7 protein-coding genes and 4 pseudogenes are annotated in these 13,930 nt (G+C 67.8%); 10 read left to right on the top strand and 1 reads right to left on the bottom strand.

What is annotated here, in order from left to right:
• Nucleotides 1-17 precede the first annotated feature (17 nt).
• The 3 genes and pseudogenes from GLX30_RS17985 (at nt 18) to GLX30_RS17975 (ending at nt 2,991) form a co-directional block, all read left to right on the top strand.
• Nucleotides 18-1,100: an inositol-3-phosphate synthase gene (locus GLX30_RS17985; protein ID WP_159689857.1), complete on the top strand. Its 1,083-nt coding sequence runs from the start codon at nt 18-20 to the stop codon at nt 1,098-1,100.
• Between the two features lie 76 nt (nt 1,101-1,176).
• A pseudogene (locus GLX30_RS17980) lies at nt 1,177-2,444 on the top strand (MFS transporter).
• 175 nt (nt 2,445-2,619) lie between these two features.
• Complete coding sequence (locus GLX30_RS17975; RefSeq protein WP_244258202.1) at nt 2,620-2,991, top strand: hypothetical protein; 372 nt, start codon at nt 2,620-2,622, stop codon at nt 2,989-2,991.
• 94 nt (nt 2,992-3,085) lie between these two features.
• Here GLX30_RS17975 and GLX30_RS17970 read toward each other — a convergent pair.
• A pseudogene (locus GLX30_RS17970) lies at nt 3,086-4,551 on the bottom strand (CCA tRNA nucleotidyltransferase).
• A gap of 179 nt (nt 4,552-4,730) precedes the next feature.
• Between GLX30_RS17970 and GLX30_RS17965 the strand changes: the two are divergent.
• The 7 genes and pseudogenes from GLX30_RS17965 (at nt 4,731) to trxB (ending at nt 13,881) form a co-directional block, all read left to right on the top strand.
• On the top strand, nt 4,731-7,058 hold the full coding sequence (locus GLX30_RS17965; protein WP_159689854.1) for a DUF6049 family protein: 2,328 nt from the start codon (nt 4,731-4,733) through the stop codon (nt 7,056-7,058).
• A gap of 45 nt (nt 7,059-7,103) precedes the next feature.
• A pseudogene (murJ, locus tag GLX30_RS17960) lies at nt 7,104-9,245 on the top strand (murein biosynthesis integral membrane protein MurJ).
• A gap of 148 nt (nt 9,246-9,393) precedes the next feature.
• A complete protein-coding gene (locus GLX30_RS17955; RefSeq protein WP_159689851.1) occupies nt 9,394-11,148 on the top strand; it encodes a protein kinase family protein in 1,755 nt (584 codons plus the stop codon).
• A gap of 27 nt (nt 11,149-11,175) precedes the next feature.
• Nucleotides 11,176-11,880: an RNA polymerase sigma factor SigM gene (sigM, locus tag GLX30_RS17950; RefSeq protein WP_159689848.1), complete on the top strand. Its 705-nt coding sequence runs from the start codon at nt 11,176-11,178 to the stop codon at nt 11,878-11,880.
• Nucleotides 11,877-11,990: pseudogene (locus GLX30_RS36210) on the top strand (zf-HC2 domain-containing protein); the annotation flags it as partial. The gene sigM and the pseudogene GLX30_RS36210, both read left to right, overlap by 4 nt.
• Before the next feature lie 402 nt (nt 11,991-12,392).
• Nucleotides 12,393-12,782 carry a hypothetical protein gene (locus GLX30_RS36205; protein ID WP_347879812.1) on the top strand — a complete coding sequence of 130 codons (390 nt, stop codon included), beginning with the start codon at nt 12,393-12,395 and terminating at the stop codon, nt 12,780-12,782.
• A 124-nt stretch (nt 12,783-12,906) separates the two neighbouring features.
• Nucleotides 12,907-13,881, top strand: coding sequence for a thioredoxin-disulfide reductase (trxB, locus tag GLX30_RS17940; RefSeq protein WP_159689842.1), 975 nt, complete (start codon nt 12,907-12,909; stop codon nt 13,879-13,881).
• The last annotated feature ends 49 nt before the right edge of the window (nt 13,882-13,930 follow it).

The raw sequence follows: 13,930 nt of genomic DNA, 5'->3' as shown, positions 1-13,930 counted from the left end.
ACAGGGAGCAACCGCCAATGGGTTCGGTTCGCGTAGCCATCGTCGGCGTGGGCAACTGCGCCGCCTCGCTGGTGCAGGGCGTCGAGTACTACAAGGACGCCGACCCGGCCGGCAAGGTGCCGGGTCTGATGCACGTCCAGTTCGGCGACTACCACGTCCGTGACGTCGAGTTCGTGGCCGCCTTCGACGTGGACGCCAAGAAGGTCGGCCTCGACCTCTCGGACGCCATCGGCGCCAGCGAGAACAACACCATCAAGATCTGCGACGTGCCGAACACCGGCGTCACCGTTCAGCGCGGCCACACGCTCGACGGTCTCGGCAAGTACTACCGCGAGACCATCGAAGAGTCCGCCGAGGCGCCGGTCGACATCGTCCAGACCCTCAAGGACAAGCAGGTGGACGTCCTCGTCTGCTACCTGCCCGTCGGCTCCGAGGACGCTGCGAAGTACTACGCGCAGTGCGCCATCGACGCCAAGGTCGCGTTCGTCAACGCCCTCCCGGTCTTCATCGCCGGCACCAAGGAGTGGGCGGACAAGTTCACCGAGGCCGGTGTCCCGATCGTCGGCGACGACATCAAGTCCCAGGTCGGCGCCACCATCACGCACCGCGTGATGGCCAAGCTCTTCGAGGACCGCGGCGTCATCCTCGACCGCACGATGCAGCTGAACGTCGGCGGCAACATGGACTTCAAGAACATGCTCGAGCGTGAGCGCCTGGAGTCCAAGAAGATCTCGAAGACGCAGGCCGTCACCTCGCAGATCCCCGACCGCGACATGGGCGAGAAGAACGTCCACATCGGACCGTCGGACTACGTGGCCTGGCTGGACGACCGCAAGTGGGCCTACGTGCGCCTCGAGGGCCGTGCCTTCGGTGACGTCCCGCTGAACCTCGAGTACAAGCTCGAGGTCTGGGACTCCCCGAACTCGGCCGGTGTCATCATCGACGCCGTGCGCGCCGCGAAGATCGCCAAGGACCGCGGCATCGGCGGGCCCATCCTCTCCGCGTCCTCGTACTTCATGAAGTCCCCGCCGGTGCAGTACTTCGACGACGAGGCCCGCGAGAACGTCGAGAAGTTCATTCAGGGCGAGGTCGAGCGCTAAGCGTTTCCACCTGCTGTCGCGGAGGGTCCCCGGGTCGTACACCCGGGGACCCTCCGCGTGTGTGACCCTTGCTCGCATGCCCGTCGTACGTGATCTGCGCGTACTCCTGCGCCTCGCCGACTTCCGCCGGCTGCTGACCGTGCGCCTGCTCTCACAGGCGGCCGACGGCGTCTACCAGGTCGCTCTCGCCACATACGTGGTCTTCTCCCCGGAACAGCAGACCTCTCCGGCCGCGATCGCGTCCGCAATGGCCGTCCTACTTCTCCCCTACTCCTTGGTCGGCCCGTTCGCCGGGGTGTTGCTCGACCGGTGGCGACGACGCCAGGTGTTCCTCTACGGGAATCTACTTCGTGCACTCCTCGCCTGCTGTACCGCCCTGTTGATCCTCGTTTCCGTCCCCGACTGGCTCTTCTACGCCTCCGCCCTGTCGGTCACGGCCGTCAATCGTTTCGTTCTGGCCGGGCTCTCCGCGGCGCTGCCACGCGTCGTGGATTCCGAGCACCTCGTGATGGCCAACTCCCTCTCGCCCACGGCGGGGACGCTTGCGGCCACAGCAGGCGGCGGTCTCGCCTTCCTTGTGCGACTGGTCGCCTCGGACTCGGACGCTGCGGTGGTCCTGTTCGGAGCGGCGCTCTACCTCGGCTCGGCCCTGGCTTCACTTCGGATGGGCAGGGAGCTCCTCGGCCCCGACCCTGACATGGTTCAGCCCCGTCTGGGTGCCGCGATCGCCTCGACGGCCCGGGGACTGCTCGAGGGGCTGCGATACCTGAACCAGCGGCCTGCGGCGACCCATGCGCTCGCCGCGATGACACTGCTGCGCTTCTGCTACGGAGCGCTGACGGTGATGGTGCTCATGCTCTGCCGCTATTCCTGGTCCACCGACGAGTCGGACGGACTCGCGCTGTTGGGCCTGGCCCTGGCCGCCTCTGGCGCCGGCTTCTTCGCGGCGGCCGTACTGACCCCGTGGGGCATCGGGAAACTCGGCCGGTACGGATGGATGGTCGTCTGCGCGGCGGCTGCCGCAGTCCTCGTACCTTCTCTGGCACTGCCGTTCAGGCCCGGGCCGATGCTTGTCGCGGCCTTCCTGCTCGGGCTCGTGACGCAGGGGGCGAAGATCGCGACGGACACAGTGGTGCAGACCTCCGTGGAGGACGCGTTTCGTGGCCGGGTCTTCTCCCTGTACGACGTGCTGTTCAACGTCGCCTTCGTCGGCGCGGCGGGCGTCGCCGCGTTGATGCTTCCCCCGACGGCCGGTCGGTTCCGCTGGTCCTGATGGTGGCGGGAATTTATGCGACGGCGGCCGTAGGGCTGGTGCGTTGGGGCCATGCCGGTCGAGTGCTATAGCGTGCCCGCGTCAAACACCGAGAGCACTTTCACAGGGGGAATCCCTCATGACCTATCCGCCGCAGCAGGGACAGGGTCCCTACGGGCAGCAGCCCCAGCCGCAGCCGGGCTACGGCTACCCGCAGCAGCAGCCGCAGCAGCCCCAGCCCGGTTATGGACAGACGCAGCCGCAGCAGTGGGGCACAGCACCGACGCCGCCCCCGCACCCTCGCGCGGTGGCCTCAGCCTCAAGAAGAAGTTCCAGATAGTCGTAGGCGTTCTGGCAGTCATCGCTTTCGCGGTGTTCTGGTTCATGGGCCGCGACGATGCCGACACAGCGAAGGCCGGCGACTGCCTCAAGAACAGCGGCACCGACATCAACCCGGATCTGCAGGTCGTCGACTGCGGCGGCACCGAGGCCGCCTACAAGGTGGTCTCCGTGCACAGCGACACGACGGACCAGAAGGTCTGCGAAGGCAAGGCCGACATCGGTTACTACGAGCAGACCAGCGGTCGACGCAGCTCCGGCAAGTCGTTTGTGCTCTGCCTGAACGAGATCAAGAAGTAGCGGCTCCTGCGGAGCTTGTTTCACGTGAAACAAGCTCTTTCGATGCGTGCCAAACGGCGCGATGTTTCACGTGAAACATCGCGCCGTTTCACGCTCAGCCCTGCTTGGCCCACCACTCCTTGAGCGCCGACACCGCGGCGTCGCGCTCCATCGGCCCGTTCTCCAGTCGCAGCTCAAGAAGGAACGCGTACGCCTTTCCGATCACGGGGCCAGGGCCGATACCCAGGATTTCCTGAATCTCGTTGCCGTTCAGGTCGGGCCTGATGGCATCCAGCTCCTCCTGCTCCTGAAGCTGGGCAATACGCTCCTCAAGGCCGTCGTAGGCGCGTGAGAGGGCTGCCGCCTTGCGCTTGTTCCGCGTGGTGCAGTCGGAGCGGGTCAGCTTGTGCAGGCGGTCCAGAAGCGGCCCGGAGTCTCGCACATACCGCCGCACAGCGGAGTCGGTCCACTCACCGGTTCCATAGCCGTGGAAACGCAGGTGGAGTTCCACCAGCCGCGAGACGTCCTTGACCATCTCGTTCGAGTACTTCAGCGCCGTCATGCGCTTCTTGGTCATCTTTGCGCCCACCACCTCGTGGTGGTGGAACGAGACCCGGCCGTCCTGCTCGAAGCGGCGAGTCCTGGGCTTGCCGATGTCGTGCAGCAGTGCGGCCAGTCGCAGCACCAGATCGGGGCCGTCCTCCTCCAGGGCGATGGCCTGGTCCAACACGGTCAGCGAGTGCTCGTAGACATCCTTGTGCCGATGATGCTCGTCACTCTCCAGACGGAGTGCCGGCAGCTCGGGCAGTACATGAGCGGCCAGGCCGGTGTCGACGAGGAGCGACAGCCCTTGCGGGGGTGTCCGGACAGAAGCAGCTTGTTGAACTCGTCACGCACCCGTTCGGCGGAGACGATCTCGATACGCTCCGCCATGGCCGTCATAGCGGCGACGACGTCCGGCGCCACCTCGAAATCGAGCTGCGCGGCGAACCGGGCGGCCCTCATCATCCGCAGCGGGTCGTCGGAGAAAGACTCCTCGGGCGTCCCGGGCGTGCGCAGAATCTTCGCGGCAAGGTCCTCGAGACCCCCGTGGGGATCGATGAACTCCTTGGCGGGCAGCGCCACGGCCATCGCGTTGACCGTGAAGTCACGCCGGACCAGGTCCTGCTCGATCGAGTCGCCGTAGGACACCTCCGGCTTACGTGACGTTCGGTCGTATGCCTCTGAGCGGTACGTCGTCACCTCGATCTGGAAGGGCTGAACCGCGTCACCGACGCGTCCGGCCTTCTGAGCACCGACCGTGCCGAAGGCGATACCGACGTCCCACACCGAATCCGCCCACGGACGGACGATCTTCAGCACATCCTCGGGACGGGCGTCCGTCGTAAAGTCGAGGTCATTGCCGAGCCGACCGAGCAACGCATCCCGGACCGACCCTCCGACCAGGGCAAGACTGAATCCGGCATCCTGGAAACGGCGCGCCAGGTCGTCGGCGACGGGTGACACCCGCAGCAGTTCGCTCACCGCGCGGTGTTGCACCTGGCTCAGGGCAGTGGGGTTGTCTTCATTGGCGTTCGGCACAACAGAAAAGGGTACGTGCCCGGGCCGACCGGGTCGTCCCTGTTTCCGGCGCCCCGCCGGTCCGTTCCGATCTTGTGGGGCACTCCGCGGCACTTGAACACAGCGGGCCTCGTTACGATGCGTGGACGCAAGAGCAGAGAACCACCAAGGACAGCAGACGACGAGGGACGGGCGAGCGCGTGGCCGAGGCGGCAGACTTCCAGGGGATGCGTAGTTCTCCTGCGCGCCGGTGGCTGCGTCGCACAGCCTCCCTGATCACCGGCGTGCCACTCCTGACCGGATTGCTGTGCGTCCCGGCCGCCCCCGCGGCACAGGCCGCGGAACCCACCGGATCCCGGACCGTGGATGTGTCGCTGGACACGGTGACGCCGGAAGCGCCCGGCAAGGACGACACGATCACGGTCTCCGGGACCGTGGTCAACGAGGGCAGGCGGACGATCACAGGCGGACACGTCGATCTCCGGGTGGGCCCCAAGCTGTCCGGCAGAACAGGCATCGACCGGGCCGCTGAGAGGACCGGCTACACCTACGGTGTGGACGGCCCGACGGTCGACGACAAGTACAGCGTCGAACTTCCGAAGCTCGCCTCGGGCATCAGTTACGACTTCAAGCTCTCGGTGCCCGCCGACGAACTCGATCTCGACGACAACGGTGGCGTCTACGAGCTCGGTGTGTCCCTGACCGGGCAGACCTCGAGCCAGTCCTTCGAGCGTGTCCTCGGCATCGAGCGGACCTTCCTTCCCTGGCAGCCGGAGGCCGTGGACAAGAAGACACGGCTCACCTATCTCTGGCCGCTGATCTCCTCGACCCACCTCACATCGGAAACCGGCTCGGACGAACAGCAGACCCCGGTCTTCGAGGACGAGGCACTGGCGGCCGAGCTTGCTCCCGGCGGACGGCTCGACCAGCTGGTCTCACTCGGCAAGGAGCTGCCGGTCACGTGGGTCATCGACCCCGACCTTCTGGCCACCGTCGACGCCATGACGCGGAGCTACCGGGTCAAGAGCGGGGACTCCACGGTCGCCGGCAAGAACCAGGCCGTCGCCAAGCGATGGCTGAGCTCTGTCGAGGCCGCGGTACACGGCAAGAAGGTGGTTGCCCTCCCCTTCGCCGACCCCGATCTCGCCTCCTTGGCGCACAGGGGCAAGTCGGTCTCCGGTTCGCTCAGCCATCTGCAGCCGGCCACACAAGTGGCGGAGATCACAGTGGAGACGATTCTCCATGTGAAGCCCTCCGTCGACTTCGCCTGGCCGGTGGACGGCGCGATCGACTCATCGATCGTGGACGTGGCCACCTCGGCCGGCGCACACAGAGTGATCGCACGGAGCGACAGCCTTCAGGACAACCTGTCGTACACACCCACCGCGGCCCGTCCCATCGGTGGCGGCACCACGGCCGTGGTCGCCGACACCCGCCTTTCGACCGCCTTCCAGGGCGATATGACGGACGCCGGCGACTCCACGCTCGCGGTACAGAAGTTCCTGGCACAGTCGCTGGCACTCACCCTCCAGGAACCCGAGAAGCAGCGGAGCATCGTCGTCGCCCCGCAGCGTGTGCCCACAGCGGCCCAGGCCCAGTCCATGGCCCGCGCTCTGCGTGCCCTCGAGCCCAAGCGCTGGACACAGCCGCTGGATTTGGTGGCGGCGGCGTCCGCCGAACCGGACGCCGACGCGAACACCAAGGTGCCGGGTGCTTCCCAGTACCCCGCCCGGCTACGCCGGCAGGAGCTGCCGGTCCAGGCCTTCGAGGACATCAGCGCGACGCAGAGCACACTGGACAAGTTCAAGGTCATCCTCACCTTCGCCGACCGGGTGGAAGCCCCCTTCGGCAGGGCGATCGACCGTGAACTGTCGACGGCGTGGCGGGGCAAGCCTGAAGCGGCTCAGCGCTACCGCGACGAGGTCCAGTCCTATCTGCAGAGCCTCACCGAAGAGGTCCGGCTGATCGAGAAGTCGGACGTGACCCTGTCCGGTCGCAGTGCGACCATCCCGGTCACGGTGCAGAACCAGCTGGTCCAGGGCATCGACGACCTTGTGCTGCGGCTGAAGTCCAACAACCCCAACCGTCTCCACTTCGATGGGGACAGGGGCATGGCGGAACAGCCGATCAAGGTCGAGGGCGGCCACAGCCAGTCGGTGAAGTTCCCGGCGGCGGCCAATGCCAACGGTCAGGTCCAGATGACCGCGCAGCTCTTCACGAAGGACGGCACACCGTACGGCCCCGAGATGTCGTTCACCGTGAGGGTCTCCGAGATCACTCCGACCGTCATGCTCGTCATCGCCGGCGGTGTTCTCCTGCTCGTCCTCGCAGGCGTCAGGATGTACACCCAGCGCAAGCGCGCTGTCGCCGCGGAGAGCACCGATGCCGATGATCCCGGGCCGTCGGGCACGCCGGACGGGGAGGGTGGCAGCAGCGGCTCGGATCCAGGGCAGCCGAGTGACCTCGCCCCTGACACCGGACCCGAAAGCGGCAACCCGTCCGGCGCTGGTGAGAAAGTGGACCGTTGAGCGATGTCGTGGCCGGTCGGCCGGGGACGATGAGGTGGGGTAGTCATGAACGCGCCGTACGACGGTGACCGCGGTCAGGGCGCGGGCGGTGACCCGACAGGCTCCTTCCCGCCTCAGCAGCCCTCGTCGGACCCGTATGCGCAGGACCCCTATGTCCAGGACGCCTACGCTCCGGATCCCTTTCAGGCTCAGGACCTCTCCGCCCAGGACCCCGTGAACGAGGCGCTCTACGACCGCTCCGCGCACCCCCCGCCGCCCCGGGCACCTACCAGGAGCCGCAACCGCTCTACCAGCAGCCCGCGACGCCCCAGTACGCCCCGGACCCCGGATCTGGGCGCAGACCCCGCCGCCGGAGCCCGAGGGCCCTTCCCGCCGCCTCCCCTACGGCGACGACGCGCGAACCACCCAGTTCACCGGCGTCGACGACCTGGTCACACGGGCCGGCGAGGAAAGGCCGGAACCCGACGCTTTCGCTCATCTCTTCAAGGACCAGCAGTCCTCGGTGCCGCCCCCCGCTGCCGAACCGATGCCGGCGCCGCCCGCCCCAAGAAGCCCGCAGGCCGGGCCGCGGGCTTGCTGAAGTCGAGTGCTGTGATGGCGGCCGGAACCCTGGTGTCCCGCCTCACGGGCTTCGTCCGCAGTCTCGTGATCACCGCCGCCCTCGGTGCCGCGCTCCTCGGCGACACGTTCACCATCGCCTACACGCTGCCGACGATGATCTACATCCTCACGGTCGGCGGCGGTCTCAACTCCGTCTTCGTTCCGCAGCTGGTCCGTGCGATGAAGAACGACGACGACGGCGGCGAGGCCTACGCCAACCGTCTGCTCACGCTGGTGATGGTGGCGCTCGGCGCGATCGTCGCGATCGCGGTCTTCGCAGCACCGCTGCTGATCCGGCTGATGTCGGACACGATCGCGAGCGATCAGGCCGCCAACAGCGTCGCGGTCACCTTCGCCCGCTACTGCCTGCCCACGATTTTCTTCATGGGCATCCATGTGGTCATGGGGCAGATCCTCAACGCCCGTGGCAGGTTCGGCGCGATGATGTGGACCCCGGTCCTGAACAACATCGTCATGATCACCACCTTCGGGCTGTTCATCTGGGTGTACGGCACCTCCGCCGAGTCCATGATGGGTGTGCAGACGATTCCCGCGGAGGGGGTCCGGCTGCTGGGCATCGGGACGCTGCTCGGTCTTGTCGTCCAGGCACTGGCGATGATCCCGTACCTGCGGGAGACAGGCTTCCGCTTCCGTCCCCGGTTCGACTGGAAGGGCCACGGGCTCGGCAAGACCGTGAAGCTGGCCAAGTGGACCGTCCTCTTCGTCCTCGCGAATCAGGCGGGCGTTCTGGTCGTCACCCAGCTCGCCACGGCCGCGGGCGAGGCGTCCGGAAAGCAGGGCGCGGGCTTCATCGCCTACGCCAACGCCCAGCTGATCTGGGGCATGCCGCAGGCCATCATCACCGTCTCCGTCATGGCTGCCCTGCTGCCGCGCATCTCCCGCGCGGCCCACGACAACGATCCCGGTGCCGTCCGCGACGACATCTCCCAGGGCCTTCGCAACTCGGCCGTCGCCATCGTTCCGGTGTCGTTCGCGTTCCTCGCGCTCGGACTGCCCATGTCGACGCTGCTCTTCGCCTCCACGGGCACGGAGGCGGCCCGGGGCATGGGCTTCATCCTCATGGCCTTCGGACTCGGCCTCATCCCGTACTCCGTGCAGTACGTGGTGCTGCGTGGGTTCTACGCGTACGAGGACACCCGGACGCCCTTCTACAACACGGTCATCGTCGCCGTCGTCAACGCTGGTGCCTCCGCTCTCTGTTACGTGCTGCTGCCCGCCCAGTGGGCCGTGGTCGGCATGGCCGCCTCCTACGGCCTCGCCTACGCCGTCGGTGTCGGCGTCGCCTGGCGGAGGCTCAAGAACCGTCTTGGCGGTGATCTGGACGGCGCTCACGTCATGCGCACCTATGCCCGGCTGTCCATGGCGTCCGTCCCGGCGGCGGTGGTCGGCGGCGCCGTGGCCTACGGCATTCTGATGGGACTCGGCAGCGGCGCGGGGGGCTCCGTGGTAGCGCTCGTGGTGGGCGGCATCGTGCTGCTGGGCGTCTTCTTCGTGGCTGCGAAGCGGATGCGGATCGAGGAACTCAACGCCATGGTCGGCATGATCCGTGGCCGGCTCGGCCGCTAGACGTCGTCACAATCACGACGACGGCCGGCTGCGGGCCCGTTCCGCACAACCATCGTCGGACCCCGCGTGTCGTGCATAGCGTCGGACTGTGGGCACAATTGGCATGGCTGTTGGACATGGCGCAACGGATGGGGAGGCAGGAACGACGGTGGCGGAACGTAGCACGGCTGCCGTCGACGTGGCCGACAACGGCGGGGACGAACCGCTGACCGCGAAGGCGGGCAAGGCCACGACCGACGGGGCGGCAGACACCCAGGCGGCAGAGTCTCCGGCAGCGGGCTCTCAGAACGCGGCGGAAGAGGCCGCGCTCGACAAGGAAGGCGAACGGCAGGGCGGCGAACCGTCCTACTCGACGCCCGAACTTCACAGCGGCCACAAGCTCGCCAGACGCTATCGGCTCGAGGAGTGCGTCACCCGTCTGGACGGTTTCAGCAGTTGGCGCGCCGTCGACGAGAAACTCCGGCGCGCGGTCGGCGTGCACATCCTGCCGGCCGACCATCCCCGAGCACGCTCGGTTCTGGCAGCCGCCCGATCCTCGGCCCTCCTCGGTGACCCCCGGTTCGTCCAGGTCCTCGACGCCGTCGAGGAGAACGACCTCGTCTACGTCGTCCACGAATGGCTGCCCGACGCCGTCGAGCTGACGGCTCTCCTGGCCGCCGGCCCGTTCGAGCCGCACGACGCGTACCAGCTCGTCGACCAGGTCTCCCAGGCGATGGCTGCCGCCCACCGGGAGGGACTCGCCCACCTGAGGCTCACTCCCGGTGCCGTGCTGCGTACCTCGACAGGGCAGTACCGGATCCGCGGACTGGCGGTCAACGCCGCCCTGCGCGGCATCTCCGTCGACGGCCCCCAGCGCACCGACACGGAGGCCATCGGCGCCCTCCTGTACGCAGCGCTGACGCAGCGCTGGCCGTACGAGAACGACGCGTACGGACTCACCGGCCTCCCCAAGGGAGTCGGCCTGGTCGCTCCCGACCAGGTGCGGGCCGGTGTGCACCGCGGCCTGTCCGAGCTGGCCATGCGGGCCCTGGTCAACGACGGCGCCACCGCGTCCCGCCAGGAGCCGCCCTGCACGACGCCTGACGAACTGGCCAAGGCCGTCGCCGCGATGCCACGCATCCGCCCGCCGGAGCCGGCGTTCACGGCGCCGCCCGAGTACCAGCGAACCACCTACCAGCAGGGCAACTACGCCCGCCCCGCGGCCATGCCGGGAGCCGGTGCCACCCAGCCGACGCCGACCCCGCCGCCGCCCCTGCAGACCCGTACGGGCAAGGCCCTCAAGTGGGCCGTGTCGGCACTCCTCATCGCCGCGCTCGGACTCGGTAGCTGGCAGGTCGCCGACAAGTTGCTGGACAACCGCAACGGCTCGGAGGAGCCCAAGACCTCGGAGACGGAGACCACGAACCAGGACGGGGACAAGTCCGACACACCCGTGCCTCTGGCCATTCAGGACGCCCAGGAGTACGCACCGGACGGGGCGCCGCAGAACGCGAACAACGTCGGGGCCACTCATGACTCGGACAGCACCACCTACTGGCGGAGCCGGAGCTACTTCGACGGACCCGCTCTGGTGCCGTCCGTGAAGCAGGGCGTCGGCATCGTCTACGACCTCGGCTCCGAGAAAGACGTCGCCGGCGCGTCCATAGCGTTGCGCTACGGCGGAGACCACACCACCATCAGCGTCTACGCCGTTGATTCGCTGAATCCTTCCGGTCCGGTCGGCTCCATGCAGCAGATCGCAACCGGCCGTACCAGCGATTCCACTCTGAAGGTGACCGCCAAGGAGCCGGTGAAGAGCCGGTACGTGCTGCTCTGGATGACGGCGATGCCGTACTCGCCCCAGGACGAGTACAGCGACCCGGGCTACAAACAGGGCATCACGGACGTCGCCTTCACCGGCTGACACGGAGGCATGGGAGGGGGCTCACCGTTGGACGACGCGACACTCGGAGACGTAAGCGACCAGGATCTGCTGGCACGCCACGTCGACGGGGACCCGGACGCCTTCGGCGAGCTCGTGCGTCGCCATCGCGACAGGCTGTGGGCCGTGGCGCTGCGCACCTTGGGGGACCGTGAGGAGGCCGCCGACGCGGTTCAGGACGCTCTCGTATCGGCCTTCCGCGCGGCGCACACCTTCCGCGGTCAGTCGGCCGTCACGACGTGGCTGCACCGCATCACGGTCAATGCCTGCCTGGACCGCGCGCGGAAGGCGGCCTCACGCAAGACCTCGCCAGTGGACGACACGGAGCGCCTGGAGCAGCTCCTGGAGCCGCACGAGTCGGCAGAGGCTCCCGCCGAGCGTCACGATCTCCACCGGGAACTTCTGGCGGCCCTGGCGAAACTTCCGGTGGACCAGCGCGCGGCGCTGGTGCTGGTGGACATGCAGGGGTACCCCGTCGCAGAAGCCGCGCGCCTTCTGGATGTCCCTACGGGAACGGTGAAGAGCCGATGCGCCCGGGGCCGCGCACGCCTCCTGCCCATGCTCACGCATCTGCGTGGTCAGCCCGGGGATAACACCGACCTCACCAGGGGAAGGAACCGGACGCCGGGGACATCCGTCCCACCGGCGTCGGGACCAAGAGAGACAGGGCCGAGTGACCCTGCGGCAGTGAAGGGCGGAGGTGGGCGCGCGTGACATCGACCGACACGACCGGGCACCCGCACGTCTCGGAAATCTCCGACCTCACCGAAGGCCTTCTCCCGCCCGCACGCACGGCCGAGGTGCGCCGGCACCTCGACGACTGTCCGCTGTGCGCCGACGTGCAGACGTCCCTTGAAGAGATCCGTGGCCTGCTGGGCACACTGCCGGGGCCTCCCCGCATGCCCGCCGACATCTCCGGCCGAATCGACGCGGCTCTGGCCGCAGAGGCACTCCTCGAAGCCACGGCACCCGAAGATCGAGACCGTGTTTCACGTGAAACAGTGCCCCGCTCGCCCGCGGCGGAGCCTGCGTCGACATCCGCCCGACCGGCAGGACACCCCCGCGCGGCGACCGGTCCGGGGCGAAACGGCCGGGCACGTCGTCGACGCGGTGCCGTCCTGGGCGCCGTCCTCGGGGCCGCCGCAGTAGGCGTCGGGGTGATGTTCCTCCAGTCGGCTCAGACGAATACCGCCAACGACGCCTCGGCAGCCAAGAAGGAGACGAGTGTGAGCTCCGCCGCGCGGGACAGCGCGGAGTTCTCCGGCAGCGCCCTCGAAAGTCGCGTCCAATCGCTGCTGGCGGCCGGACCGACACAGGAGGCCGAGCCGAGGATCGAGAAGGCACCTTCCTTGCAGAGCGGTCCCGCCACGATGTCACCCAAGGATGCTCCGGACGCGGCGGTGCCTGCCTGCATTCAGCAGGGAACCGGCCGGACGGACGGTCCACTCGCCGCTGAGCGAGGCACCTACGAAGGTGTAAACGCCTACCTCGTCCTGATGACACACGCCAAGGACAGCACTCAGGTCCAGGCCTACGTCGTCGATGCGGCATGCGTGGATCGTGCGGCGAACCCGCCCGGAGAGCTGCTCCTTACGGAGTCCTATCCTCGTCCTTGAGACATCGTCTGTGCCGCTCCGGCTACACGGGAATGCACGCCCCGTAGGATCCGTTGGGTGGGGTGAGAGTCCATGAACCCGCCCCGTAGGCAGTAGGCAGTCTGCAGAGACGAGGAACAAACCCGTGAGCGACGTCCGTAACGTGATCATCATCGGCTCCGGGCCCGCGGGCTATACAGCCGCGCTCTACACCGCGCGGGCATCGCTTCAGCCGCTGGTGTTCGAGGGAGCTGTCACCGCCGGCGGTGCGCTGATGAACACGACCGAGGTGGAGAACTTCCCGGGCTTCCGCGACGGCATCATGGGGCCCGACCTCATGGACAACATGCGCGCCCAGGCCGAGCGCTTCGGGGCCGAGCTCGTGCCCGACGACATCGTGTCCGTCGACCTCACCGGCGACATCAAGACCGTCACCGATACGGCCGGCACCGTTCACCGCGCGAAGGCCGTGATCGTCACCACCGGCTCCCAGCACCGCAAGCTCGGCCTCCCCAACGAGGACGTTCTCTCCGGCCGTGGTGTCTCCTGGTGCGCGACCTGTGACGGCTTCTTCTTCAAGGACCAGGACATCGCTGTCGTCGGCGGTGGCGACACGGCGATGGAGGAAGCCACCTTCCTCTCCCGCTTCGCCAAGTCCGTCACGATCATCCACCGACGCGACACTCTGCGGGCCTCCAAGGCCATGCAGGAGCGGGCGTTCGCCGACCCGAAGATCTCTTTCGCCTGGGACAGCGAGGTCGCCGAGATCCACGGTGACCAGAAGCTCTCGGGGCTGACTCTGAACAACACCAAGACGGGCGAGAAGTCGCCGCTCGCAGTGACGGGACTGTTCATCGCGGTGGGCCACGACCCCCGGACCGAGCTGTTCAAGGGACAGCTCGAACTGGACGGCGAGGGCTACCTGAAGGTCGATGCCCCGTCGACCCGCACCAACGTCACCGGAGTGTTCGCCGCCGGTGACGTGGTCGACCACACCTACCGTCAGGCCATCACGGCCGCCGGGACCGGCTGCGCCGCCGCCCTGGACGCCGAGCGCTTCCTCGCCGCTCTTTCGGACAGCGAGAAGGCGGCGGAGCCGGAGAAGACCCCTGTGGTCTGACCCACCCTGGACCACCCCACCCCACACCCCGCAGAGAAGTAAGGAGGCC

It is taken from the genome of Streptomyces sp. Tu 2975 (genome assembly GCF_009832925.1).
Lineage (GTDB): Bacteria > Actinomycetota > Actinomycetes > Streptomycetales > Streptomycetaceae > Streptomyces.
Note: the sequence above shows the minus strand (reverse complement) of the source record. Positions and strands in the feature narration are given on the sequence as shown.